The sequence below is a fragment of the Sphingobium sp. R-21 genome, from assembly GCF_049913335.1.
Classification (GTDB): Bacteria; Pseudomonadota; Alphaproteobacteria; order Sphingomonadales; family Sphingomonadaceae; genus Sphingobium.
In genome coordinates, this window is the sequence record NZ_CP184374.1 from 1,626,154 (window position 1) to 1,651,523 (window position 25,370).

Annotated in this window: 25 protein-coding genes; 12 read left to right on the plus strand and 13 right to left on the minus strand. The window is 65.8% G+C overall.

Going from position 1 to position 25,370, the window contains the following annotated elements:
* Positions 1-116 precede the first annotated feature (116 nt).
* Positions 117-533, minus strand: coding sequence for a hypothetical protein (locus ACN9MX_RS07700; RefSeq protein ID WP_133653633.1), 417 nt, complete (start codon positions 531-533; stop codon positions 117-119).
* Positions 534-631: 98 nt separating this feature from the next.
* On the opposite strand from ACN9MX_RS07700, the gene ACN9MX_RS07705 reads away from it, so the two are divergent.
* The 7 genes from ACN9MX_RS07705 to phoB all read left to right on the plus strand — a co-directional run bounded on the left by ACN9MX_RS07705 (position 632) and on the right by phoB (position 8,000).
* On the plus strand, positions 632-1,888 hold the full coding sequence (locus ACN9MX_RS07705; protein WP_426386574.1) for an ATP-binding protein: 1,257 nt from the start codon (positions 632-634) through the stop codon (positions 1,886-1,888).
* A gap of 153 nt (positions 1,889-2,041) precedes the next feature.
* Positions 2,042-3,097: a substrate-binding domain-containing protein gene (locus tag ACN9MX_RS07710; RefSeq protein ID WP_426386575.1), complete on the plus strand. Its 1,056-nt coding sequence runs from the start codon at positions 2,042-2,044 to the stop codon at positions 3,095-3,097.
* A 10-nt stretch (positions 3,098-3,107) separates the two neighbouring features.
* Positions 3,108-4,502, plus strand: coding sequence for a phosphate ABC transporter permease subunit PstC (pstC, locus tag ACN9MX_RS07715; protein WP_426386576.1), 1,395 nt, complete (start codon positions 3,108-3,110; stop codon positions 4,500-4,502).
* Entirely contained in the window at positions 4,502-5,746 is a 1,245-nt protein-coding gene (pstA, locus tag ACN9MX_RS07720) for a phosphate ABC transporter permease PstA (protein ID WP_363756600.1), read from the plus strand. Before pstC ends, pstA begins: the two co-directional genes overlap by 1 nt.
* A gap of 59 nt (positions 5,747-5,805) precedes the next feature.
* On the plus strand, positions 5,806-6,582 hold the full coding sequence (gene pstB, locus ACN9MX_RS07725; RefSeq protein WP_426386577.1) for a phosphate ABC transporter ATP-binding protein PstB: 777 nt from the start codon (positions 5,806-5,808) through the stop codon (positions 6,580-6,582).
* Between the two features lie 21 nt (positions 6,583-6,603).
* Complete coding sequence (phoU, locus tag ACN9MX_RS07730) at positions 6,604-7,296, plus strand: phosphate signaling complex protein PhoU (RefSeq protein WP_363739067.1); 693 nt, start codon at positions 6,604-6,606, stop codon at positions 7,294-7,296.
* Between the two features lie 2 nt (positions 7,297-7,298).
* Positions 7,299-8,000, plus strand: a complete 702-nt coding sequence (gene phoB / locus ACN9MX_RS07735) for a phosphate regulon transcriptional regulator PhoB (RefSeq protein WP_363739065.1) — start codon at positions 7,299-7,301, stop codon at positions 7,998-8,000.
* A 252-nt stretch (positions 8,001-8,252) separates the two neighbouring features.
* Here phoB and ACN9MX_RS07740 read toward each other — a convergent pair whose 3' ends face one another.
* The 7 genes from ACN9MX_RS07740 to ACN9MX_RS07770 form a co-directional block, all read right to left on the minus strand.
* Complete coding sequence (locus ACN9MX_RS07740; protein ID WP_426386578.1) at positions 8,253-8,432, minus strand: Trm112 family protein; 180 nt, start codon at positions 8,430-8,432, stop codon at positions 8,253-8,255.
* A complete protein-coding gene (locus ACN9MX_RS07745) occupies positions 8,429-9,037 on the minus strand; it encodes an LON peptidase substrate-binding domain-containing protein (RefSeq protein WP_426386579.1) in 609 nt (202 codons plus the stop codon). The genes ACN9MX_RS07740 and ACN9MX_RS07745 overlap by 4 nt, the downstream gene beginning before the upstream one ends.
* Before the next feature lie 13 nt (positions 9,038-9,050).
* On the minus strand, positions 9,051-9,962 hold the full coding sequence (locus tag ACN9MX_RS07750) for a tetratricopeptide repeat protein (protein ID WP_363739263.1): 912 nt from the start codon (positions 9,960-9,962) through the stop codon (positions 9,051-9,053).
* A gap of 87 nt (positions 9,963-10,049) precedes the next feature.
* A complete protein-coding gene (locus ACN9MX_RS07755; protein ID WP_426386580.1) occupies positions 10,050-10,895 on the minus strand; it encodes a MipA/OmpV family protein in 846 nt (281 codons plus the stop codon).
* A gap of 72 nt (positions 10,896-10,967) precedes the next feature.
* Positions 10,968-11,381, minus strand: coding sequence for a DUF2141 domain-containing protein (locus ACN9MX_RS07760; protein ID WP_426387494.1), 414 nt, complete (start codon positions 11,379-11,381; stop codon positions 10,968-10,970).
* Between the two features lie 33 nt (positions 11,382-11,414).
* Positions 11,415-12,128 carry a sterol desaturase family protein gene (locus ACN9MX_RS07765; protein ID WP_426387495.1) on the minus strand — a complete coding sequence of 238 codons (714 nt, stop codon included), beginning with the start codon at positions 12,126-12,128 and terminating at the stop codon, positions 11,415-11,417.
* A 39-nt stretch (positions 12,129-12,167) separates the two neighbouring features.
* Positions 12,168-13,058, minus strand: coding sequence for a prephenate dehydratase (locus ACN9MX_RS07770; RefSeq protein ID WP_363739055.1), 891 nt, complete (start codon positions 13,056-13,058; stop codon positions 12,168-12,170).
* Positions 13,059-13,244: 186 nt separating this feature from the next.
* On the opposite strand from ACN9MX_RS07770, the gene ACN9MX_RS07775 reads away from it, so the two are divergent.
* A complete protein-coding gene (locus ACN9MX_RS07775) occupies positions 13,245-13,865 on the plus strand; it encodes a c-type cytochrome (protein WP_426386581.1) in 621 nt (206 codons plus the stop codon).
* Positions 13,866-14,151: 286 nt separating this feature from the next.
* On the opposite strand, the gene ACN9MX_RS07780 is transcribed toward ACN9MX_RS07775, so the two are convergent.
* Positions 14,152-15,468 (minus strand): hemolysin family protein, encoded by a 1,317-nt coding sequence (locus ACN9MX_RS07780; RefSeq protein ID WP_363739051.1) that lies wholly within the window; start codon positions 15,466-15,468, stop codon positions 14,152-14,154.
* A 151-nt stretch (positions 15,469-15,619) separates the two neighbouring features.
* Here ACN9MX_RS07780 and ACN9MX_RS07785 point away from each other — a divergent pair, with 151 nt between their 5' ends.
* Complete coding sequence (locus ACN9MX_RS07785) at positions 15,620-16,300, plus strand: OmpA family protein (RefSeq protein ID WP_133653619.1); 681 nt, start codon at positions 15,620-15,622, stop codon at positions 16,298-16,300.
* A 235-nt stretch (positions 16,301-16,535) separates the two neighbouring features.
* On the opposite strand, the gene ACN9MX_RS07790 is transcribed toward ACN9MX_RS07785, so the two are convergent.
* From ACN9MX_RS07790 to ACN9MX_RS07805, 4 genes are read right to left on the minus strand one after another with little or no spacing between them, the layout of a single operon-like run.
* Positions 16,536-18,050, minus strand: a complete 1,515-nt coding sequence (locus ACN9MX_RS07790) for a Ppx/GppA family phosphatase (protein ID WP_363739049.1) — start codon at positions 18,048-18,050, stop codon at positions 16,536-16,538.
* A 5-nt stretch (positions 18,051-18,055) separates the two neighbouring features.
* Entirely contained in the window at positions 18,056-20,194 is a 2,139-nt protein-coding gene (locus ACN9MX_RS07795) for an RNA degradosome polyphosphate kinase (RefSeq protein ID WP_363739047.1), read from the minus strand.
* 28 nt (positions 20,195-20,222) lie between these two features.
* Entirely contained in the window at positions 20,223-20,837 is a 615-nt protein-coding gene (locus ACN9MX_RS07800) for a chromosomal replication initiator DnaA (protein WP_363756693.1), read from the minus strand.
* Positions 20,838-20,845: 8 nt separating this feature from the next.
* On the minus strand, positions 20,846-22,132 hold the full coding sequence (locus ACN9MX_RS07805; RefSeq protein WP_426386582.1) for a heavy-metal-associated domain-containing protein: 1,287 nt from the start codon (positions 22,130-22,132) through the stop codon (positions 20,846-20,848).
* A 152-nt stretch (positions 22,133-22,284) separates the two neighbouring features.
* Between ACN9MX_RS07805 and purM the strand changes: the two genes are divergently transcribed.
* The 3 genes from purM to ACN9MX_RS07820 are packed head-to-tail and all read left to right on the plus strand — an operon-like array spanning position 22,285 to position 25,358.
* Positions 22,285-23,379 carry a phosphoribosylformylglycinamidine cyclo-ligase gene (gene purM / locus ACN9MX_RS07810; RefSeq protein WP_363739041.1) on the plus strand — a complete coding sequence of 365 codons (1,095 nt, stop codon included), beginning with the start codon at positions 22,285-22,287 and terminating at the stop codon, positions 23,377-23,379.
* Positions 23,355-24,356, plus strand: coding sequence for a phosphoribosylglycinamide formyltransferase (gene purN / locus ACN9MX_RS07815; RefSeq protein WP_426386583.1), 1,002 nt, complete (start codon positions 23,355-23,357; stop codon positions 24,354-24,356). The genes purM and purN overlap by 25 nt, the downstream gene beginning before the upstream one ends.
* A 54-nt stretch (positions 24,357-24,410) precedes the next feature.
* A complete protein-coding gene (locus tag ACN9MX_RS07820) occupies positions 24,411-25,358 on the plus strand; it encodes an ABC transporter ATP-binding protein (RefSeq protein ID WP_426386584.1) in 948 nt (315 codons plus the stop codon).
* Positions 25,359-25,370: the final 12 nt, after the last annotated feature.

Here is a 25,370-nt window from a genome sequence, read left to right on the forward strand (position 1 = left end):
GAAACTTGGCCTTCGATGGGAATGGTCACGCCATGCTTACGGCAAAGGCGTAGCCAAGTAGCTAACGCGACACGCTGTTTTGCGTGACGCCCGCCATCCCATGCGACCAGATCCCGTCAGCGGGGCATTTGCAGCGATGCGTAGCAGGTGAAGCCGCTCGTCCCCGACTGGAGGCGGCGGATATAGTTCAGATAGGCCTGATTCTGGTCATAGCTGGTGCCCGGCAACCGGCCGCCGCGAAGCGCCTGGCGGACCTGCTCCCCGCTGAAATTCTTGCCGGCGGGGAAGGCGCCCTGCGTGCCCGCCGGCACCAGCTGGCCGTTGGGCGCGATATAATTGCCGGCCCTGCCCTGGTCGGGAACGGGTATCGTGCAGTTGAGCACCGATGCGGCCGTGTTCGCCAGCGCCGGCCGGATCGATATGATCGCGGAAGCCGCGACCGCCCCGCCCATCAGCAACTGGCGGCGCGACGGCACGGCAAGGCCGTCGTCCTGCGACTCGGCGTCCTTCTGGGGGGGCAACGGCTCGCTCATGTCATCCTGATCCGCTATCGCGCTTGCCAAATTGTAAAAATTGCCGGCTACTGCGAGCGTCTTTGCAGCAAATGCGTCAAATTTCCAGCATGGTAACCATGAATCGCCTGACCGCTTCCCAGATCACCGCCTCGCTGGCCGTTCTGCTGCTCGGCACGGGCGGCGCCTTGATGATGGGCGCGGGGCCGATCGACATCCTCCTGCCCGTGCTGGCGGCCCTGCTGGTGCTCGTGATCTGCGCGGCTGGGCCGGGCCGGGCCGAACCCGCCATCTCGCCTGTCCAGGCGGAGATGCCCGACATCATCGCCCATCCCGATGCGCGCGGCCTGCTGGAAGGCATAGCCGATCCGCTGATGCTGATCGAGCGCGGCCGCATCGTCGCTGCCAATCGCGCGGCGCAACGGCTGCTGGGCGCGCATATCGAGGGGGAAGACGCCCGCATCGCCATCCGCCATCCCGCCGCCGCCGAACGGCTCGCCAGCCAGGCGCCGCTGGCCGAGCCGGTGATGATCGAGCTGGTCGGCCTGGGCACGCGCGAGCAGCGCTGGCAGATGCGGATCGCTCCGGTGGGGGAGGATGACAATGTCCGGCGGCTCGTCCATTTGGCCGACCATAGCGGCACCCATGCAGCGGAGAAGATGCGCGTCGATTTCGTCGCCAATGCGAGCCACGAACTGCGCACGCCTCTCGCGGGCATATTGGGCTTCATAGAGACGCTGGGCGATCCCGATCTCGGCAAGGACGACGAAACGCGGCAGCGCTTCCTCCAGATCATGGACGGGGAAGCGCGACGCATGCAGCGGCTGATCGACGATCTCATCTCCCTCTCCCGCATCGAGGCGGAGAAATATCGCCTGCCCGACGGCGCGGTCGACCTGTCCGGCTTGGTGGCGGAGGTGGTGGGCGTATTCCGCACCAGCCATGGGCCGCGCGGGCGGGAGGTGGAGATGGAGATCGCACCCGACCTGCCCGACGCGCAGGGCGACCGGGCGCAGCTCTCGCAACTGCTCCACAATCTGATCGGCAATTCGATCAAATATGGGCGCGCGGGCTCCCCGATCCGGGTGTCGCTGTCGGACGGGCCGAACGGCCTGTTGCGGCTGACCGTCGCGGACGAGGGCGAAGGCATCGGCCCCGATCACCTGCCGCGCCTCACCGAACGTTTCTATCGCGTCGATTCGGGGCGCAGCCGGGCGGTGGGCGGCACCGGCCTTGGCCTTGCCATCGTCAAGCATATCGTGGAGCGGCATCGCGGCCGGCTCGACATAGCGAGCGTGCTGGGCAAGGGCACCACCATCTCCATCCTGCTGCCGCGCTTCGCCGTGGAGGAAAAGGCCCTCGCGGCAAAGGCCTGAACAAAAAAAGACGGCGACAGCACCCGCTTCCGCCGCCACTGTCATAAAAGTGCAATCGCTCTGTCACAAAGGCGCGATGTACCGCGGCTACGGCGCATGCCCAGAGGGGGGCGGCGAGAAGCGAATCGCGGCCTTTGACGAAGGAGATTACCCGTGAAGCATTTCGCCATGATGGCCGCGACCGCTGCGGTCGCACTCACTCTTTCCGGCTGCGGCCAGCAGTCCGGCGGCGGCGCCGGCGGCACCCGCGACCAGATCCGGGCGGTCGGTTCCTCCACCGTCTATCCCTTCGCCACCGCGATCGCGGAGATGTTCGTGCAGGGCAATCCCGGCATGAAGTCGCCGATCATCGAATCGACCGGCACCGGCGGCGGCATGAAGCTGTTCTGCGCGGGCGTCGGCGCCCAGCATCCCGACATTGCCGATGCCTCGCGCCGGATGAAGAAGAAGGAATTCGAGGACTGCCAGAAGAATGGCGTCAAGGACATCGTCGAGATCCAGGTCGGCGTAGACGGTCTCGCCTTTGCCGAATCGAAGAACGGCCCGGGCTTCAAGCTGACGCCCAAGATCGTCTATGAGGCGCTGGCCGCCAACCCCTATGGCAAGGGTCCGAACAAGGCGCAGACCTGGAAGGATGTCGACCCCAGCCTGCCCGCCACGCCGATCAGCGTCTTCGGCCCGCCGTCCACCAGCGGCACCCGCGATTCGCTGGCCGAACTGATCCTGACCAAGGGCTGCGAAACCGACCCGGCGATGGAAGCGCTCAAGAAGAAGAGCGAGGACGAGTTCAAGGCCACCTGCACCCGCATCCGCGAGGACGGCAAATATGTGGACTCGGGAGAGAACGACAATCTGATCGTCCAGAAGCTGGCAGCCAACCCCAATGCGCTGGGCGTCTTCGGCTTCAGCTATCTGGAAGAGAATAAGGACAGCCTGAAGGACGTCAGCATCAACGGCGTCGAGGCGACCTATGAGACCGTGTCGACCGGCACCTATCCGGGCGCCCGTCCGCTCTTCATCTATGTGAAGAAGGCGCACATGACCGCGATCCCCGGCCTTCAGGCCTATCTCAACACCTTCGCGGCCAATTGGGACCCCAATGGCGCGCTGACCAAGCGCGGCATGGTCGCGGCGCCCGAAGACGTGCGCAAGGCGAGCGCCCAGGCCGTCAAGTCGCTGCCAGTGCTCGACGGTTCGCAGCTCAAATAAGACAGGTGATATGACAGGTCCTGCAATCCTTCTGCTGCTGGCTGGCCTGGGCGCCATCGCCTGGGTCAGCGCCCGCGCCCGGGCCATGCGGCTGCAAAATGTCGCGCGCGCTTCGGGGCGACGCGACGCCATGCACAGCCTGCCGGGCTATCACGGCTGGTATGTCGCGCTCTGGACGCTGGTGCCCGCCGGCCTGTTCCTGGCGGTCTGGGCAAATATCGCGCCCGGCCTGATCACCCAGGAGGTGCTGAGCAGCCCGGCGGCGCAGAGCCTGCCTGTCGACGATTTCTCGCGCTTCGCCATATTGGGCGAGGCGCGGGCGATCGCCACGGGGATGCAGGCGGGGGCGTTCAATCCGCTCTCGCAGGGCCTTGTCGAACCCTATGCGCACGCCATCGGCAGATATGGCTTTGCTGGTGCCGCCCTGGCGCTGGTGCTGGCCTTTGCCGGCGGCGCCTATGCCTTCACCCGCGTCCGCCCCGATTTCCGGGCGCGCACGCGGGTGGAGCGGCTGGTCATGGCGACATTGCTGATCGCATCGCTGCTGGCGATCATCACGACGCTGGGCATCGTTGCCTCACTGCTGTGGGAAAGCTTCCGCTTCTTCACCATGGTCAGCCCCGTCGATTTCCTGTTCGGCGCCAAATGGAGCCCGCAATCGGCGGCGCTCGGCTATGGCAATGACGACGCCTTCGGCGCCGTGCCGCTCTTCTGGGGAACCATCTTCATCGGCGCGATCATCGCCATGGTCGTCGCGATCCCGCTCGGCCTGATGAGCGCCATCTATCTCACCCAATATGCCAGCCCGACGGTCCGCAAATGGATGAAGCCCACGCTGGAGATGCTCGCGGGCGTGCCCACGGTGGTCTACGGCTATTTCGCCGCGCTCACCATCGCCCCTGCCCTGCGCGATTTCGCGGTGAAGATCGGCATCCACGGCGCCTCTTCGGAAAGCGCGCTGGCGGCCGGGCTGGTGATGGGCGTGATGATCATTCCCTTCGTCTCCTCCATGGCCGACGACAGCATCGCCGCCGTGCCGCAGTCGATGCGCGACGGCAGCCTGGCGATGGGCGCCACCACCAGCGAGACGATCCGCCGCGTGCTGATCCCCGCCGCCCTGCCCGGCGTGGTCGGCGGCGTGCTGCTGGCCGTCAGCCGCGCCATCGGCGAAACCATGATCGTGGTGATGGCGGCGGGCCTGGCCGCCAACCTCACCCTGAACCCCTTTGCCAGCGTGACGACGGTGACGACGCAGATCGTCCAGCTTCTGACCGGCGACCAGGAATTCGACAGCGCCAAGACGCTGGCGGCTTTCGCCCTGGGGCTGGTGCTGTTCATCGTGACGCTGCTGCTCAACATCGTGGCCCTGCGGGTCGTGAAGAAATATCGCGAGGCTTACGAATAATGACCGCAGAACGCCTCCCCACCGACTGGAAGTCGGACGCGATGCGCAGGCGGATCGCGCGGCGCTATGCGTCGGAACGCCGCTTCAAGGCGGCGGGCCTGCTCGCCGTCGCGCTCTCCGCCGCGTTCCTGGCCTTCCTGCTGTTCAACATGCTGGGCAATGGCCTGCGCGGCTTCACCCGGACGGAGATCGCGGTGAAGGTCGACTTCCCCGCATCCCCGCTACTGCTCGATCCCAATGCCATCACCGACCAGGCGCTCGCCAATGCGAACCTGCCGATGGTGACGGGAGCGGTCGTGAAGAAGGCGCTGGGCGCGGATGCGGAGGAATGGGTTTCGCCCACCGCCTGGATCGTGCTGCGCGACGCGATCAAGGCCGATCCGAAGATCCTGTCGCAAACGGTGACGCTCAAGCTGCCCGCCGCCACCGCCATCGATCTCGCCGCCAAGAACAAGGGTTCGCCGGAGGCGGAGGCAGCGGTGGCGCGGCTCGACAAGGCGGGCCTGCTGACGACCGGCGTCAACTGGGGCTTCCTGACCGCAAGCGACGGCACCGATCCGACGCAGGTCGGCATCTGGGGCGCGTTCAAGGGATCGCTGCTGACCATGCTGGTGACCCTGGCCTTGAGCTTCCCGGTGGGCGTGGCGACAGCCGTCTATCTGGAAGAATATGCGCGCAAGAACTGGCTGACCGACATCATCGAAGTGTCGATCAACAATCTGGCCGCCGTCCCCTCCATCATCTTCGGCCTGCTGGGCCTGTCGATCTTCCTCAATTTCCTGCACCTGCCGCGCTCTGCGGCGCTCGTCGGCGGCATGACGCTGGCGCTGATGACCATGCCGGTCATCGTCATCGCGGGACGCAACGCCATCAAGTCGGTGCCGCCCAGCATCCGGGACGCCGCGCTCGGCATCGGCGCGTCGCGGGTGCAGGTGGTGTTCCACCATGTGCTGCCGCTCGCCCTGCCCGGCATCCTCACCGGCACCATCATCGGCATGGCCCGCGCTTTGGGCGAGACCGCGCCGCTGCTGATGATCGGCATGCGCGCCTTCATCGCGACGCCGCCCGGCGGGATCACGGACCCCGCCACGGTGCTGCCGGTGCAGATCTTCCTCTGGTCGGACGAAGTCTCCAAGGGCTTTGTCGAAAAGACCTCCGCCGCCATCATCGTCCTGCTGGTCTTCCTGCTCGCGATGAACGGTATCGCCATCTACCTGCGCAACAAGTTCGAAAGGCGGTGGTGACCGCGATGACAGCCATGATGCATGAACAACAGTCGTCGGCCCCCGCCGCCGAAACCAGGATGCCAGGAACCAAAATGCCAGAAACCAAGATGACCGCGCGCGACGTCAAGGTCTTCTACGGCGAAAAGCAGGCGATCAAGGGCGTGTCGATCGACGTCGACATGGACAATGTCACGGCCTTCATCGGCCCGTCGGGCTGCGGCAAGTCGACCTTCCTGCGGACGCTGAACCGCATGAACGATACGGTCGCCTCGGCGCGGGTGGAGGGCACGATCACGCTGGACGGCGAGGATATCTACGCCCCCAGCATGGACGTGGTGCAACTGCGCGCCCGCGTCGGCATGGTGTTCCAGAAGCCCAATCCCTTCCCCAAGTCGATCTATGAGAATATCGCCTATGGCCCGCGCATCCATGGCCTGGCCCATGCGAAGGCGGACCTGGACGTGATCGTCGAGAAATCGCTGCGCCGCGCCGGCCTGTGGGACGAGGTGAAGGATCGCCTGCATGACAGCGGCACCGCGCTGTCGGGCGGGCAGCAGCAGCGTCTCTGCATCGGCCGCGCCATCGCCGTCGAACCGGAAGTCATCCTGATGGACGAGCCCTGCTCGGCACTGGACCCCATCGCGACGGCGAAGATCGAGGAACTGATCCACGAATTGCGCGGCCGCTACGCCATCGTGATCGTGACGCACAACATGCAACAGGCCGCCCGCGTGTCGCAGCGGACCGCCTTTTTCCACCTGGGCGAGCTGGTCGAATATGGCGTGACGTCGGACATATTCACCAATCCCCGCCAGGAACGGACAAAGGATTACATCACCGGGCGCTACGGCTGATCAGGCGGAAAGAGAAGAGACATGGCAGAACATACGATCAAGGCGTTCGATCAGGAAATGGACAAGCTGCGCGGCTTGATCGCCGAAATGGGCGGCCGCGCGGAATCCGCGATCGAAAAGGCGATGCTGGCGCTGCAGCGCCATGACAAGGTGATGGCGGCCGAAGTCGTCGCGGAGGACAAGCGGATCGACGCCATAGAGGCGGAAGTCGAAAAGCTCGCCATCGAAATCATCGCCCTGCGCGCGCCCATGGCCAACGATCTGCGCGACGTGATCGCTGCGCTCAAGATCGTGGGCGTGGTCGAACGGATCGGCGATTATGCCAAGAACATCGCCAAGCGGGTTCCGCTGATTTCCGCCAACCAGCGCACGCAGGAACCGATCGCCCTTCTTCCTTCCATGGGCCAGGTCGCGGGCGAGATGGTGCAGGATGCGTTGAACGCCTTTGCCGCGCGGGACGCGGACCTGGCCGTCGCCGTGGTCGAGCGCGACACGGTGGTGGACGATTTCTACAACAGCGTCTTCCGCACGCTCGTCACCTTCATGGTCGAAAATCCCAAGACGATCAGCGAATGCGCGCATCTGCTGTTCATCGCCAAGAATATCGAGCGGATCGGCGACCATGCCACCAATGTGGCGGAGATGGTCTATTATGCCGCGACCGGCCAGACCCTGCCCGACCGCGAACGCGGCGGCGCGGCGGCGGAGGGCTGACCATGGCGCGCGCAAAGATGCTGCTGGTGGAGGATGACGCGGCGCTGGCCGAACTGCTCATCTGGCATTTCAAGCGCGAGGATTTCGAAGTCGCGCACACCGTCGACGGCGAGGAAGCGCTGCTCCTCGCGCAGGAGAATGTGCCCGACATCGTGCTGCTCGACTGGATGGTGGAAAGCCTGTCGGGGATCGAGGTCTGCCGCCGCCTTCGCCGCATGAACGGCACCGCGAACGTGCCGATCATCATGCTGACGGCACGCGGCGAGGAGGAGGATCGCGTCCGCGGCCTGGAAACCGGCGCCGACGATTATGTGACCAAGCCCTTTTCCCCCCGCGAACTGGTGGCACGCGTCGGCGCAGTGCTGCGTCGCGTGCGCCCCGCGCTGGCGGGCGAGACGCTGACCTTCTCGGATGTCGAGATGGACACGGTCGGCCACAAGGTCCGCCGCAGCGGGCAGGTGATCCCGCTCGGCCCCACGGAGTTCCGGCTGCTCAAGCATTTCCTGGAGCATCCCGGCTGGGTCTTCTCGCGCGAACGGCTGCTGGACAGCGTCTGGGGGCAGGACAGCGACATCGAACTGCGCACGGTGGATGTGCACATCCGGCGATTGCGCAAGGCGATCAACGCGGACGGCCGCCATCACGACATCATCCGCACGGTGCGTTCGGCGGGTTATGCGCTGGATACGGACGGAGTGGCATAGGCCGGATCGGCATTCAGCCCTGACGGCCTGCAAATGGCGGCTTTCCGTGCTTCCGGTGCTCACCTACTGGAAGTACGCTGCGCGCCGGGTCACGAAAAACCACCATTTTCGGCTCGTCATCATCTTAATGTCGATCCGTCCTAGAGCGTCGCGGAAAACAAGGAATCCAGAGCAGCAATCTGATTCAATCAGATCGAAACCAGCTCTAAGCGGCTGCCTGAAAATCAGCCCTTGGCGCATCCGCCACGGCCATCACCCGTTGATGGACCGCGCCTCTCGCACCACCAGCACCGGGACGCCGTCCCGTACCGGAAAGGCGAGCCCGGCCGCCTCGGACAGCAATTCGCGCCGCTCCGCGTCCCAGCGCAGCGGCGTGCGCGTGACGGGGCAGACCAGCTTCGCAAGCAGCGCCGGGTCGAGCACGGCGCTCATTGCATCGTTGCTCCGCCGTCGCGTTCGATCCGCCCGACGATCTGCATCAACTGGATGATCCGGTCGGCCCGCTCGCCCAGCGTATCGGCCTCCAGCAGGGTCTGCTTGGCCGCGGGATCGAAGGGCACGATCTGCGCGATCCCATTCACCAGCGCCATGTCGTCCAGCCGCGACACCGCCGTCCAGTCGACCACATAGCCCAGCGTCTCGGCAAAGCGGCGCGATTCCTGCTCCAGCGCCGCCCGCTCCACGGCGGAGAGGATTTCATCCTCTTGCGGAACCGGCTCGACATCCGCCTCGATCTGGCGGAAGGCGGTGGGAACGGCCAGTTCCCGTACGACCCGAAAGCGCGCAATGCCCTTCAGCAGGATATTGTACCGCCCGCCCTCCAGCGCCTCGATATGGGTGATATGGCCCAGGCATCCGACGTCGAAGAGCGCGGGCTTCACCCCCTCCTCCCGCGGCTGGATCATGCCGATGCGCCTGTCCCGCGCCATGGCGTCATGGATCATCGCCTGATAGCGCGGCTCGAAAATATGCAGCGGCAAGTCCATGCCCGGCAACAGCAGCGCGCCCGGCAGCGGAAATATAGAGATGCGCGCCATCACGCCGCGCCGGTCAGGAAAAGAGGATCTGGGACAGCTTGCGCCGTTGCGCCGCGACCCACGGATCCTCCAGCCCCGTCGCCTCGAAGAGCGTGAGGAGCTGCGCCCGCGCCGCGCCGTCATTCCATGCCCGGTCGCGCCGCACGATCTCCAGCAGTTCCTCCGCCGCCCGGTCGCGCTCGCCATTGGCCACCAGGCCGTTCGCCAGCTCAAATCGCGCCTCATGATCATCGGGATCAGCAGCGACCTTCGCCTCGACAGCAGAAAGATCGGCCACTGGCTTCGCATCGCGCGCCAAGGCGATGGCGGCGCGTGCCCGCTCCACCGCCTGGTCCTTCGCCGCCTCGGCGGGCAGGGCCGCCAATGCCGCTTCCGCCTCCTCGAACCGGCCCAGCGCCACCAGCGCCCGCGCCGCGCCCGAAGCCACCTCGGCATTGTCCGGCACCATCTGCGCAATCTGCTCGAAAACGGACAGCGCCCGCTCCGCTTCCCCACCGGCCAGCAATTCCTCGCCCATGGCGATCAGCGGGGCGATCTCTTCCAACTGCGCCTTCTCGTCCGATTCGATCGGCAACTGACCAAGCAACTGGTCAAGATATTGCTTGAGCTGCCCTTCCGTCCGCGCCTGGCTGAGGTCGGCCACGGGCTGGCCCTGGAACACGGCATAGACGGTGGGAATCGACTGGACGCGGAATTGCGCGGCGATGAACTTGTCCTCATCGACATTGATCTTGACCAGCTTGACGCCCTTGGCCGCATAGTCGGCGCAAACCTTCTCGATCACAGGCGCAAGCTGCTTGCAGGGTCCGCACCATTCGGCCCAGAAATCGACGATCACCAGGCTGGTGCGCGAAGGCTCCACCACATCGCGGCGGAAAGTCTCCACCGATGCCTTGTCGGCCTCGCTCAGTCCAAGGGTCGCCACTTCTCTCATCTCCTGCTGCAACGCGGTTGCCAAGCCGCCCTCATACAGCGCCTTATGTGGGGCGTCACCCCATAGGAACAAGGGAGATCAGAAGGTATAGCCGACGCCGATGGCCCCGATCCACTGGTTCCGGGAGCCCGCGACGGACACGATCGGCGAGGCCGCATAGTCGCCCAGGATGCGCGAATAGCTGGCCGCCGCGAAGATCGCCCAGCCATGGCGCAAATCGCCCGACAGCGACTTGCCGCCCGCCAGGCTGAAATTCACCTTCTTGAACCCCGAACCATTGCCCGCCCCGTCATAGGCGGGCAGACCCGATGCGGCCGCCGCCGCCGGATCGATGTCATAATAATAGCGGCCATATTTCCTGCCGACATAGTCGGCCGACACGCCCAGCCCGACAAAGGCCGTCTGCGACAGCGGCGTCATATATTCTATCGCGGGGGTGATGACATAGCTTTCATGCGCGCCCGCCACGTCCCTGGTCACGGCGACGCGCGCGGACAGATTGTCATAGGCGCTGGTGATCACCCCGGTCTTGCCGATGCCGACAAAGCCCCCGACCTCGACCGCCACATCGCGCTTTCCCAGCAGCCGCACGGCGTCATCCTTGATGTTCTTGCGGCTCGACCGGTCGAAGCGGACATTGACCACCGGCCCCAGTTCAACGTCCAGGCCGTCGGTGTCGCGGTTCGGGATCGCGTCGACATAAAGGGCGGACCCGCGCGTCCAGAAGGCGAAATCCTTCACCTTGCCGCGAAATTGCGGGATCGGCAGCACGCGATAATCGTCCGACCCCTCATAGCTTGGCACCGTGGCGACGCCCATGCCGACCGTCAGGCTGCTGTGATCCTCCTCCTGGGCGAAAGCGCCAGGCGCAAGGCAGAGGGCCGCGACGGCGAGCGCCGCGGAGAAACGATGGCGATGATGCATGGCGACCCTGTTCGCAGATATAGTCGGTCAGGATAATGTTTTTACGCCATTCCCGTTCCGCCAGCGCGACTTTCAGAGGAAATATTTGACCTTGATGTCCTGCCGCACCGCTGCCCCCGCCATGGCGAACTGCGCCGACCGGAAACTGGGCGCGCCGAAACGGATGGCCGGATTGCGGGAAAAACCCACCCCCTCGCGCGGGATGCCGACCAGCGTGTCCAGCTTTCCATTGCCATTTTCGTCATGGATGATGGCGATGGCGTAGGTGCCCGGCTCCATCCGCCCCAGCGGCACGATGCCCGTGGTTGCGGGGACCGTGAACTGGCGCGCGTCCGGATCGCCCCGGCAATCGGGGAAATGGTCCGCCTGCCGCGTCACGCAGATCAGGAAATTGCCCTTGGAGGAACGCAGGCCCTGCACGTCCATGCTGAGCGGCTGCGCCTGATCCACCGACGCCGCGCCCATCGCCATCGGGACCGCCGCCATCAATGCTGCCTTGCCCTTCACGCCTGTCTTTCCCTAAAAATGACCCAATCCCCTGTCGGTCCCGCACAGCCGGTCCCATACACGAAAATACAGGCCGTAATTGCACGCATATTGTTCATGATGCCGCTGATGGTGGCTGGCGGTGATCAGCCAGCGCCCCGCCGGACCGTGCACCATCCAGCGCGGAAACATCTCCCACCCCATATGATTGCTGACGCCCATCACCGTCATGATCGTCAGCACGACGCCCAGCGCGCCCACATGGATCGGTATCAGGAAGACCAGCGCGGGAATCACGACCGCGCCGGTCACCGCCTCCCATGGATGGAAACTCATCGCGGCCCAGGCGGTCGGCGGGCGGCTGGCATGATGCACGGCATGGGCGATCCGGAACGGACGGGGCCGGTGCATCCATCGATGCGTCCAGTAGAACCAGCCGTCATGCGCGGCGAGGTAAAGGAGGACCGAGAGCGGCAGATACCAGAGCGGAAAGGCATGGACGTCGGCATAGACCCGCGTCCAGCCATGCGCCTGCCAGCCCCAGGCGACGACGCCCGCGGGCACGCCATAGATGAGGGCGGAGGCCAGCGACCAGGCGATTTCCCGCCGGATCTGCCGGTCCAGACCCCGGTAGAGGCCGGGCTTGCGATAGCGCGTCGCCCAGGCGAACGCGCCGCTCGTCAACAGATAGCGAATGCCCACGATCAGGCTCATGGCCAGGGCGGACAGAAGGATCGCGACGAGCATGCGGCCGACCATAGGCGGTCCCATGCTGTCAGTCACGCGTCAGGTGCGCGGTCGCGCCTGGCGATAGCTGCCCAATATCCGGACCCATTTGGTGTGGAATTCAAGCTCGGCCAGCGCCCGGTCGACGGCGGGATCGCCGGGCATCCCCTCGATGTCGCAATAAAATTCGGTCGCGGCGAAGCTGGCGCCGCGCTGGTAGCTTTCCAGCTTCGTCATATTGACGCCGTTGGTCGCAAAGCCGCCCATCGCCTTGTAGAGCGCGGCCGGTATGTTCTTCACCTCGAACAGGAAAGTGGTCATGACCGGTCCGACGCCAGCCACCGGCATTCCGGGCTCGCGCGCGAGCACCAGGAAGCGGGTCATATTGTCGTCGCTGTCCTCGATATTCTCGGCCACCAGCCGCAGGCCATAGAGCTCCGCCGCCAGATAGGGGGCGACCGCCCCCTCGCCCGACACCCTGGCTTCCGCGACCAGCGCCGCCGCGCCCGCGGTATCGGCATAGCTGATCGGCTGAATGCCCCGCTCCCGCAGATAATGGCGGCACTGGCCCAGCGCCTGCGGATGGCTGATGGCGCTTTTGAGGGGCGCGTCGTCGATCGCCATCAGGCAGTGCCGGACGCGCAGGAAATATTCGTCGACGATGTGCAGCCCGGATTCAGGCAGCAGGAAATGCATGTCGGCCACCCGGCCATGCAGGCTGTTCTCGATCGGGATGATCGCCCGCGCGGCATAGCCATTGCGGACCGCATCGATCGCATCCTCGAACGCGAAGCAGGGCAAGGGTACGCAATCGGGCGCATAGCCCAGAGCGGCCAGGTGCGAATTGGCGCCCGGCGCACCTTGAAAGGCGACGGCGCGCGCAGGATCGGCGGCTGCCTTCGCGTTCAGTTCCGCGACCAGATCGCGGGCGGGAGCGGGATAGTTTTCCATGGACGCCTGCGCGCTTATTCACTTCGTCCCGCCCGCGCAAGCATCCTCTCCGGCTGCAAAGCCATGAAAAGCGTGCGCGAACCCGTTCAAGCCCGCTTGCGCGTTCGCGCTTGCGCCATTATGGCAGCGCGCTAGAGGGGACGCGTTCCAAGCGGCCAGAACAGAAATCCAGGGGAATCCGAGCGAATGGGCGATCGTTTCAACACCGCTGCCGGTTGGGCTTTGTTCGCGGGTATCATCGCGCTGGGCGGTGCCATCGTCAGTTCCAAATTCTTCCATGAGGAACGGCCCGAGAAAATGGGCTACGCCATCGAAGGCGTGGAAGCGGAAGGCGGAAGCGCCGCGGCCAGCGGACCCGGCCTCAACACCCTGCTCGCCAGCGCCGATGTGGCAGCGGGCGAGAAGGTGTTCGCGAAATGCGCGGCCTGCCATACCGCGAACCAGGGCGGCGCCAACGGCATCGGCCCGAACCTGTACGCCACGGTTGGCGAGGGGATCGGCCAGGGCAAGGGCGGCTTCGCCTTCTCCGACGCGCTCAAGAGCAAGGGCGGCAACTGGACTTTCGAGAATCTCGATCACTGGCTGACCTCTCCGCGTGAATTCGCGCCCGGCACCAAGATGACCTTCGCGGGCCTGGGCAATCCGGTCGACCGCGCCAATCTGATCGCCTGGCTCAACACCCAGGGTTCGAACCTGCCGCTGCCCGCCGCGGATGCGGCCCCGGCGGCCGCCGGCGACAATGCCGCCGAAGGGGACAACGCTGCCGCCAATGCTGCAGAGGCGCCCGCCGCCAACGCGGCGAAGTAAGAACCGGCACTCTTTCCACTGGAATCATGAGGATGAGGGGCGTGGCCGATCGCGGTCGCGCCCCTCGCTGCATCAGAAGCGCGCATTGGTGGTGGATCGATTCGCTTCCTGGCCAACGCGCTGTTCAGGGATACGTCGCGCTCGGCGGGCCTTCCTCCGCCACAATCACATCTTCTGTGTCAGACGATCCCTGCCCTGCGCCCGGTGCAGCCCGATCACCAGCAAGCTATCGCCAAATTCCATCGATACCAGCGCCCTCGGGCGCGCCCAACGTCCAGCGCCGTGCTTATCGCTCCGCGATCAGCAGCTTGTCGATCTTGCGCCCATCCATGTCCACGATCTCGAATCGCCAGCCCTGATCGTCGATGAAATCGCCCACTTCGGGCAGGCGCTTGAGCAGCCACAGCGCATGGCCGGCGACCGTCGCATAATCCCGGTCCTCCGGCAGGTCGATGCCGATCCGATCCGCCAGCAGGTCGACGGGCATCTGGCCCGACACCAGCAGGCTGCCGTCCTCCCGCTCGACCAGGTCCGGCTCGTCCTCGCTGTCCAGGTCCGACACGAAATGGCCGGCAATGGCGGACAGCAGGTCGGCGGGCGTGGCTATCCCCTCGAAATGCCCATATTCGTCATGGACCATGACCATCGGCACCTCGGCCCGGCGCAGCACTTCCAGCGCGTCCATGGCGTCGACCTGATCCGGCACCACTTCCACTTTGCGCATCAGCCTTTCCAGGCTCAGCCCTTCGCCCCGGAACAGCGCCGCCATGATGTCGCGCGCCTGCACGACGCCGATAATGTCTTCCACCGTGCCCCTGCCCACCGGTAGGCGGGTGTGCGGCGTGTCGAGCAGCTTGGCGCGAATCGCCTGCTCGTCCGCCCCGATGTCGATCCAGTCGACATCCATGCGCTGGGTCATCACCTCGCGAACCGGCCGGTCGGCCAGCCGCACCACGCCTGAAATGATCGCCCGCTCGCTTTCCTCGATCACGCCGGACCTGCTCGCCTCGGCCACGATCAGGTGCAGCTCCTCCGCCGTCACCTGGCTCTCCGATTCGCGGGTCAGCCCCAGCATGCGGAAGATGAGCGCGCTCGACCCGTCCAGCACCCAGACGATGGGCGCGGTGATCTTCGCCAGCCAGAGCATCGGTCCGGCGACCAGCACCGCGATCGGCTCCGGCGCGCGCAGGGCGAACTGCTTGGGCACCAGTTCCCCGATGATCAGCGAGGCATAGGTGGTGAGGCCGATCACCAGAACGAAGCCGACATGCTGCGCGGCGTTGGGCGACAAGCCCAGCATCGCCAGCCGCTCGCCGGTCGGGCCGCCCAGGCTGGCCCCGGAATAGGCGCCGGCGATGATGCCGATCAGGGTGATGCCGATCTGCACCGTCGAAAGGAACTTGCCGGGATCACTCGCCGCCGCCAGCGCCGATCGCGCGCCGCGTCGCCCGGCTTTCTCCATCGCCTGGAGGCGCGGCTTGCGGGCGGATACGATCGCCAGTTCCGACATGGCGAACAGCCCGTTCAGCGCGACCAGCGCCAGGATGATGACGAGGTCGACCCAGGGAAAGGGCGTCGGAGCGTGCGGGGGGATATTGGCCATGGTGGTCGGCGGCCACCTATAACCTTGATTCTGTCAATTTCACAACCGTCCCATCATCCGCAGTTCAGTTCGCTTGTGGAACAAAGGCCTTGTCTCAACCATTGGGGGTGCATCCGCTCCGTTCGGACGCACGAGAAAGGGAACCATATACATGCGGAATTCTCATCGCATCATCGGCGTCGCCGGCCTGGCCGCCATGCTGGCCACCACCGCCTGCACCACCGATCCCAACACCGGCAACCGTACCATTTCCAAGGCGGCGATCGGCGGCATCGGCGGCGCGCTGGGCGGTTATCTGCTGGGCGATCTGGTCGGCGGCCGCCATGACCGCACCGAAAAGATATTGGGCGCGGGCATCGGCGCGGTCGCGGGCGCGGGCATCGGCGCCTATATGGACGCGCAGGAACGAAAATTGCGGGAACAAACCGCCGGCAGCGGCGTGGACGTGATCCGCGACGGCGACAATCTGGTGCTCCGCATGCCGTCGGGCATCACCTTCGCCACGGACAGTTCCGCTGTGCAACCGCAATTCCAGCCGACGCTGAATGACGTCGCTTCCGTGCTGGCCCAATATCCCAAGACCTATATCGACGTTTACGGCCACACCGACAGCGACGGCACCGATGCCTATAATCAGGCGTTGTCGGAACGGCGGGCCCAGGCGGTGGGCGATTATCTGACGACGCACGGCGTCCAGTCGGCCCGCATCGCCACGCGCGGTTTCGGGGAAACCCAGCCGATCGCCTCCAACGCCACGGCGGAGGGCAAGGCGGCCAACCGCCGCGTCGAAATCAAGATCGCGCCCGTGACGGAGCAGGACGTCCGCAGCTGAGGCTGAACGCCGGACCATGCCCTGCCTGCGTGAGGCATAGCCTTAAACATTGCCCGGAAAATGTGCGAAAGGCGCATTTCCGGGCAATCTCCCAGGCCGGATCGACATTCAGATGATGACGAGCCGGAAATGCTGATTTTTCGTGACCCGGCGGGCAGCGTACTTCCAGTATGGGAGCACCGGAAGCACGGAAAGCCGCCATTTACAGGCCGTCAGGGCCGAATGTCGATCCGCCCTACCAGACCAGCCGGTATTTCACGCCCATGGCCTGGGCCAGTTGCCGCTGCCGCCGCTCGACCGCTTCGCCGAAAAGATCGGCGTCCACGCTTCGCAACCGCAGTTCAAGCACATTGCCGTCCATCTCCAGGCGGGAGGCCAGCAAAGGCCCCTCCACTCCGCCGGACAGCCGCTGCCCCAGCCTGATCGCCAGGCCCCATAAGGTCGCTCTCTGAAGCGCTTCGGGCGGGGCCAGCCGCTCGATGCCGGGCGGCGTCGACACGCCGCCGCCGAAATTGCTGTGCAACGCCTGCGCCAGCATGGCGCGCTCGGTCGCGTTGATCCCGACCCAATTGCTGTGCAGCGCGATCTCGACGCCCCGGTCCGACCGGAAGTCGGGATTGGCGCGCCAGCCGACATCGGCCAGCAGGCAGGCCGCCCGGCGAATCCGCCGCCATGCGCTGCCATCCTCCAGGAACAGCGGGGCGATCCAGCGTTCGATCATGTCGCCATGACCGGTGAAGCGCGCCTGCGCCTCGCCCTCCGCCTCCGCCGCGATCAGCAGCGGATCATCCGCCCGAATATCCGGCGGCAGATCGCTGAACAGCAGGCCTTCGCGCAGGCCATAGGCCGACACGACCAGCCTGCTGGACTTCAACTGGCGCACGATCACCGACAACAGCGCCGCCGCATCCGGCAGGGTCGGCACGCGCGATCCGGTGATCTGGGGAATATCCTTGAACCGCGCCTTGCCGACATGGGACACGATGCGCGTCAATTGTTCGGCGCGCGCGGCGGGCATCTCATATTGGTGGACGACGGGAAGCGGAAACTGGGTCAGTTCCATGTCGAACCGCGCCAGCGCGCGCCAGGATCCGCCGACCAGAAAAAAGGGAAGATCCGCAGGCGCATTCCACCCGGCCCTGGCCAGCATCTTCTTGACCATGCGTTCCAGCACCGCCGGCCCCTTGGCGCGGATTTGCGGCAGGCGCAGCACGCCCAGCGGCAGGGACACCGTCTCATGCACCGCACCATCGCGGATCCGCGCGAGTTCCAGGCTGCCACCACCCAGATCGCCGACAATGCCGTCCGCGCCCGGAATGCCCGACAGCACGCCATAGGCCGCGGCGATCGCCTCCTGCCCGCCGGACAGCAATTCGACCTCCAGCCCCATGGCGCTGGCGCGGCGGATGAAATCGTCGCCATTTTCCGCGTCCCGCACAGCGGCGGTGGCGACGCAGCGCACTTCCTGCACCTCCATCTCGCGGCAAAGATGGGCAAAGCGGCCGATCGCGCGCAGGCCCCGGTCCATGGCCTCCGCCTCGATCCGGCCAGTCTTGCCCAGGGACGCGCCCAATCCCGCCATCACCTTTTCGTTGAAGAGGATGAAGGGAATGCGGCGCGGCCCATCATAGACGACCAGGCGCACGCTGTTGGAACCAATGTCGATGATCGCGGTCCGCGCCTTGGCCCGATGGGGGGACGTCGCCATGCCGGGGGCAAGCGCCCGGACCTGGCTCAGCATGGAATTCATGCGGTTCAGGCCCGCCCGCGCAGGCGCAGCGTCGGCACCGCCTCGCTGTCCAGCGCGGCGCCGCGGCCCGAAAGGGACGGGTTGGTCATGAAATAGCGATGCAGGTTGAACGGCCGGTCGCCTGCCTCGACCCGGCTGTAATGGCCGTCACTGTCCAGCACCCAGCTCTGCTCGCTGTCGATGAGGTTGGCGACCATCACCTGGTCCAGGATCTGGTCGTGCACGGTCGGGTTTTCGACCGGAGCCAGAAATTCCACGCGCCGATCGAAATTGCGCGGCATCCAGTCGGCCGAACTGATGAACACCTTCGCGCCGTTGTTGGGCAGCGCCTTGCCATTGCCGAAGACGGTGATCCGGCTATGCTCCAGGAAGCGGCCGACCACCGACTTCACCCGGATATTCTCCGACATGCCCGGCACGCCCGGACGCAGGCAGCATATGCCGCGCACGATGAGTTCGATCTGCACGCCCGCATTGCTCGCCGCATACAGCTTTTCCATGATCGCCGGGTCCACCAGCGAATTCATCTTCGCCCAGATGGTTCCCGGCCGCCCGGCGCGGACATGCTCTATCTCCGCATCGATCAGGTCGCACAGGCGGTTGCGCAGGTCGCGCGGCGACATGACCAGCTTTTCCAGCCGCTGCGGCTCGACATAGCCGGTGATGTAGTTGAACAGCGCCGCCGCATCCCGGCCATAGGCAGGGTCGGCGGTGAAGAAGCTGAGATCCGTGTAGATGCGCGCCGTCACCGGATGATAGTTGCCGGTGCCGAAATGGCAGTAGGTGCGGAACGCCTCCCCTTCCCGCCGGACGACCATCGACACCTTGGCATGGGTCTTCCAGTCGATGAAGCCGTACACCACCTGGACCCCCGCGCGCTCCAGCGCGTCGGCCCACATCAGGTTCTGCTCCTCGTCGAAGCGAGCCTTCAGTTCCACCACGGCGGTCACGGACTTGCCCGCCTCGGCCGCGTCGATCAGCGCCCGGATGATCGCGGACTGCTTGCCCGCGCGGTACAGCGTCTGCTTGATCGCCATGACATCGGGGTCGGACGCCGCCTGCTTCAGGAAGGACACCACCACGTCAAAGGCTTCATAGGGATGGTGGACGACAATGTCCTTCGCCCGGATCGCGGCAAAGCAATCACCGCCATATTCGCGGATGCGCTCCGGAAAACGGGGGGCATAGGGCTCGAACTTCAGGTCCGGCCGATCTTCGTCCACCACGCCGGACAGGTCGCCGATGCCGACAAAGCCCTCCACCTCCGCGATGATCGCGTCATGGCCCTGGAGCATGTCCTGCAACATCTCCTCGACCGGCTCGGGGATGCGTTCCTCTATCTCCATGCGGATCACGCGGCCCCGCCGGCGGCGCTTGATGGCGCTGCGGAAATAGCGGACCAGATCCTCCGCCTCTTCCTCGATTTCGATGTCGCTGTCGCGGATGATGCGGAACACGCCGCTGTTGCGGACGCGATAGCCGGGGAAGAGGTCGGCGGAAAAGCGCCGGACCACCGCCTCCAGCGCCATATAGCGCGCCGTTTCCCCCGGCATCCGCACGAAACGGGCGAGCGAGGACGGGATCATCACCAGTTCGCGAATCGGCTGCTTGTCCGACAGCCGCTCCAGGTCGAAGACGATCGACAGGCCCTGATTGGGGATGAACGGAAAGGGATGCGCCGGGTCCAGCGCCTGCGGCGTCAGGATCGGGAAGATCTGCGTCAGGAAATGATCCCGCAGCCAGTTCTCGCAGCTTTCGTCCAGCGCGGTGGACGGGCCGACCACCTCTATCCCCACCTGCACCAGTTCGCCGTGCAGCGCACCCCATACCTTCTGCTGCGCAGCCATCAGCCGGGCGGTTTCCTCCGTGATGGCGGCCAGTTGCTGCGCCGGGGTCAGCCCGTCGGCGGAGCGCATGTCGACATCCTGCAACTGCTGCCCCTTGAGGCCCGCCACCCGCACGGAGAAGAACTCGTCCAGATTGGCGCCGGAAATCGACAGGAAGCGCAGCCGCTCCAGCAAGGGATGCGCCCGGTTCATCGCCTCCTCCAGCACGCGCTGGTTGAACGCCAGCCAGGACAGTTCCCGGTTGAAATAGCGGTCGCTGGGCAGGGTCAGGCTGGCGGATGGGTCGGCTTCGGCCACATGTCTCTCATCGTTCGGAACCGGAGGATCAGTCCGGGACTATAGGCAAAAATCCCGCACCTTGCAGGACATCTTTCGCCATAGCGGCAGAAATCTTACGTCCCGATGACAAGGCCGCCTCGTCCAGCAGGCGCGTCACGGCGGCGATGGCGGCATAGCTGCGCTCGATCCGGCGCAGCAGCCATTGTGGCAAATCCGCCGCATAGCTTGCCCCGGCCGATGCCAGGAACCGATCGATCAGGGCATGCGCCAGCGCCTCGTCCGGCTGCTCCAGCGCGACATGGGGTGCCGCCGCCAGCCTCGACCGCAGGTCGGGAAGGGCCACCTGCCATTGCGCCGGCGGCGCGTCCGCGATCAGCAGCAGCGGGCGCCGGGCCGTCTGCGCATCGTTCCAGGCGTTGAACAGCGCCTGCTCATCCTGCCCCTGCGCATCGTCGATCATCGTCCCGCCGCTCTGCGCGACGAAATGGCGGCCCAATGTCGAACGGCCCGACAGGGGCGGCCCGCTCAGCACGCTGATCGACAGCGGCCATTCCCGCCAATTCTCCAGATGGCGGACGGCGATGCGATTGGCGTCGCTGACCAGGAAATCCTCGCCGCTCGCCCGATCAGGCCGGTCGAACGGCAGGCTGATCTGTCGCATGGCGCCGGTCATTGGGCGGCGGGGGCTCCGCTTCCCCCGCCCCGGCGGATGCGCAACGTGTTGCCTGACACGGCGACATTATATCCCTTGGCGGCCAGCGCGGCGCGCAGCGAATCGACGGTGCCGTCGAAGCTCACCTGCATGACCGACGTGCCGCCGAGCGCGAGGCTGCTGGTCGCGGCCGAACGCACGCCCGGGACGGAACGCACGGCGGCCTCGCCCTGCGCGACCGATCCGACGTCGGGCGTGTCGAACTGGATCGCGTAGCTGCGCGTCGTGGCGGAGACCGCCGGCATGTCCAGCGTTTCCACCGGCAGATCGGCCGCATTTTCGATCTCCAGCGCATTGGGATCGACCGGCTCCTCGATGATCAGCGACGGGTCGGGACGCAGGCGGCCGTCATTCAGCGCCTGGGTATAAAGCTGGTCGATCCGCTGCGTCGCCTGGTCCAGCATCTGCGGGATCGCGCTGTCGTTGGAGGCGCGCAGGGAAAAGCTGCCGATCAGGAAATTGTCGGGGCCATAGCGCGCGGTGAAGGTGCCGGTCACCGGACCGCCGGGATATTGCCGGTCGAGCCGGGCGATCGGTATCACCACGTCCGCCGCGCCATATTGGTCGAGCAGCACGCGCCACCACAGCCGCCCGCGCCGCCCGGTCTGCCCCGCATTCAGCAGGATCGGGTCAGCGATGGACCCCGCCACGCGGACATAGTCGATGGCGCTGTCCCCGGTGCGGAAACGCGCCCAGGCCCTCTGCCATTCGTTGATCCGTTCATAGGACACGGCCGACCCGCCGTCCCACAGCACCGGGATCACCAGCAGCGGCGGCGAATGCACGACATTGCTGCCGGTGACGCCCAGCAACTGGCCGGTCCGCGCCCGGTCGAACATCACGCCCAGCGTGGCGACATAGCGGTTCGGCCCGGCCTGCTCATATTCGATCTCTATGCCCGAGATCATGCCTTCAAGCTGCGAATCGGACAGCGCCGGCGCGCCGCTGCCGCCATGGGTCCGGGCCCACAGCATCTGCCAGGCCCGCCGCTGCGCCAGCCGCCAGCCGGCCGTGCGCGCGCTGTCGGCATCCTTGGCGAAGACGTCGACCTTGACATGGCTCACCTGGAAATCGCCGCCGCTGGCGATCGGGGGCACGCCGCGCTCCCCCTCCATCTGCGCGACCAGAGTCGCGGCAGCGAGGCCAAGCACGATCGCGCCCAGAATCTGGAGAGGGCGCGACACCGCGCGAAACAGGTTCAGAGGCCGGAGGGACAGGCCGCGAAGGACAGAAGGCACGTTCACGCGCGTCCTTTTGGCGGGATTTGCCTGCGCTGCCAAGCGGCAACCCATTTCCCGTTTCGTTTTCCCCTCCTTTGTGCGTTATTGGGCTTGTCGCATTTTCTTCAGCGGTCAGATGTTTCCATCTGACCTGAAAATGCTTAGGGGCGACGGCCATGAGCGACACCGAATCCTACAGCTACGCCAAGGCTGGCGTCGACATCGCCGCGGGCAATGCGCTGGTCCGCGCCATCGCCCCGCTTGCCAAGGCCACCCGCCGCCCCGGCGCCGACGCGGAACTGGGCGGCTTCGGCGGCTTCTTCGACCTGAAGGCGGCCGGTTATGACGATCCCTTGCTGGTCGCGGCCAATGACGGCGTCGGCACCAAGCTGAAGCTCGCCATCGACCACAATGCCCATGACGGCGTCGGCATCGATCTTGTCGCCATGTGCGCCAACGACCTGATCGTGCAGGGCGCCGAACCGCTCTTCTTCCTGGACTATTATGCCACCGGCAAGCTGGAAAGCGGTGTCGCCGAACGGGTGATCGCGGGAATAGCGGAGGGCTGCAAGCAGGCCGGATGCGCCCTCATCGGGGGCGAAACGGCGGAAATGCCGGGCATGTACGGGCCGGGCGACTATGACCTCGCCGGTTTCTGCGTCGGCGCGGTGGAACGGTCCAGGGCGCTGACCGGCAACAAGGTGAAGGCGGGCGACGTGCTGCTCGGCCTCGCCTCTTCGGGCGTGCATTCCAACGGCTTCTCGCTGGTCCGCCGCCTCGCCGCGGACAAGGGCTGGAAGCTCGACCGGCCGGCGATCTTCGACAATGAGGTGCTGCTGATCGACGCGCTGATGGCCCCGACGCGCATCTATGTGAAGTCGCTGCTGCCGCTGGTCCGCTCGGGCAGGATCAATGCGCTGGCCCATATCACGGGCGGCGGCCTGCTGGAAAACATCCCGCGCGTGCTGCCCGACGGTTGCCACGCCGTGGTCGACGCCGATGGCTGGGAACAGCCCCGCCTGATGGCCTTCCTGCAGGCCCAGGGCAATATCGAGCCGGAAGAGATGGCGCGCACCTTCAACTGCGGCGTCGGCATGGTGCTGGCGGTGGACGCAGGCGCAGCCGACGCCGTGGCCGCCGATCTTGAGGCGGCGGGCGAAACCGTGCTGCGGGTCGGCATGGTGGAAGCAGGCGAACGGGGCTGCACGGTCAGGGGCTCCCAGGAAACGTGGAGCGCCAGGGCCGAATGGACCGCCACCCATCTGGGGTGAGTCGCGCGAACCGGACGGGGACTGTGCAAGTGAAGGCAAAGGTCGGCGTTCTGATTTCCGGACGTGGCTCGAACATGGCGGCGCTGCTCTATGCCGCCAGGCATCCGTCCTGCCCCTATGAGCTGGTTCTGGTCGCCGCCAACGACCCCGAAGCCCCCGGCCTGAAACTCGCCGCCGCAGAGGGCATCCCCACCTTCGCGCACAGCCACAAGGGGCTGAAGCGCGCCGAGTTCGACCGGATCGTCGACGCGCAACTGCGCAGCGCCGGCGCGGAATATGTCGCGCTCGCCGGCTATATGCGCCTGCTCTCGCCGGAATTCGTCGCAGGATGGGAGGGCCGGATGCTCAACATCCACCCCAGCCTGCTGCCTAGATACAAGGGCCTCGGCACGCACCAGCAGGCGCTTGACGCCGGCGATTCCCATGCCGGCTGCTCGGTCCACATCGTCACCGCGGAACTGGACGACGGGCCGGTGCTTGGCCAGACCGCGGTCGCGATCCTGCCCGGCGACACCGCCGAGAGCCTGGCCGCGCGCGTCCTGATGGCGGAACATCAGCTCTATCCCCGCACGCTGGCGGAATTCGTCACCCGCGAACGCCAGCCCGAATGGCTGCTGAACAAGGTCAGGGAACACGCCCTTGCCCTGCCGCAGGCGGATGAGGTCACGTCCCATGGCATGCCCTGCTTCGGCATCGAAAAGGGCAAGAAATTCGCCTATTTCTCTCAAGGTAATCACGGCGACGGCGTCATCGCCATCCTCGTCAAGACGACGGCGCCCGAAGAACAGGCCATGCTGATCGAGAGTGACCCCGCCCGCTATTACCGCCCCGCTTATTTCGGCGACGGCTGGGTCGGCATCAGGCTCGACCTCGGCGATACGGACTGGGACCATATCGGGGACCGCCTGGACAAGAGCTGGCGCACGGTAGCGCCGCGAAAGCTGTTGGGATTGAAGGATATCGCCGATCAGTTCTGAGCGGCGCTTCAGGGCGCTTTGATTTTCTCCTGTTTTCCCCCCAGATAGGCAGCCATGACCGACACCGCCCCCCCTCCCGCCCCCGCCCCGCAGGCCGCCATCGAGATCACCAACCTCTCCAAGGTCTACAAGGGCGGGAAGCAGGCGCTCGACAACATCAATCTCACCATTCCGCGTGGGCAGATATATGGCCTGCTCGGCCCCAATGGCGCGGGCAAGTCGACCACGATCAACATCCTCGCGGGCCTGGTGAACAAGACCAGCGGCACCGCGCGGATCTGGGGCTTCGACATCGACCAGAACCCCCGCAACGCCAAGAACAGCATCGGCATCGTCCCGCAGGAGATCGTCTTCGACCCCTTCTTCACGCCGTTCGAGACGCTGGAGAACCAGGCGGGCTATTATGGCGTGCCCAGGGACCGCCGCCGATCGATGGAATTGCTGCGCGCCGTGCATCTGGAGGACAAGGCCAACGCCTATGCCCGGACGCTTTCGGGCGGCATGAAACGCCGCCTGCTGGTGGCGAAGGCGATGGTGCATTCGCCGCCGATCCTGGTGCTGGACGAACCGACCGCCGGCGTCGACGTGCAGCTTCGCCAGCAGCTCTGGGCCTATGTGCGGGAATTGAACCGGCAGGGCGTGACCATCGTGCTGACCACCCACTATCTGGAGGAGGCCGAGGAGCTGTGCGACCGCATCGGCATCATCAACCATGGCAAGGTCATCACGGACAAGCCGACCCGCGAACTGATCGCCATGGCACAGGAGAAAGTGGTGCAGGTGACGGTCGACCGCGACGTGGTGACGCCCCCCGCCGACCCCAGTTTCGAGAAGATAGAATTGTCCGACGAACGCACGCTGACGATCACCTATATGAAGAACCGCGCCAATGCGGGCCAGGTGCTGAGCGCCGTGCAGGCGAGCGGCCTGTCGATCGTGGACGTGGTAACGCGCGACCCGGACCTGGAGGATGTGTTCCTCAACCTGACCGCCGCGGCCTGAGCGAGTAAGTAA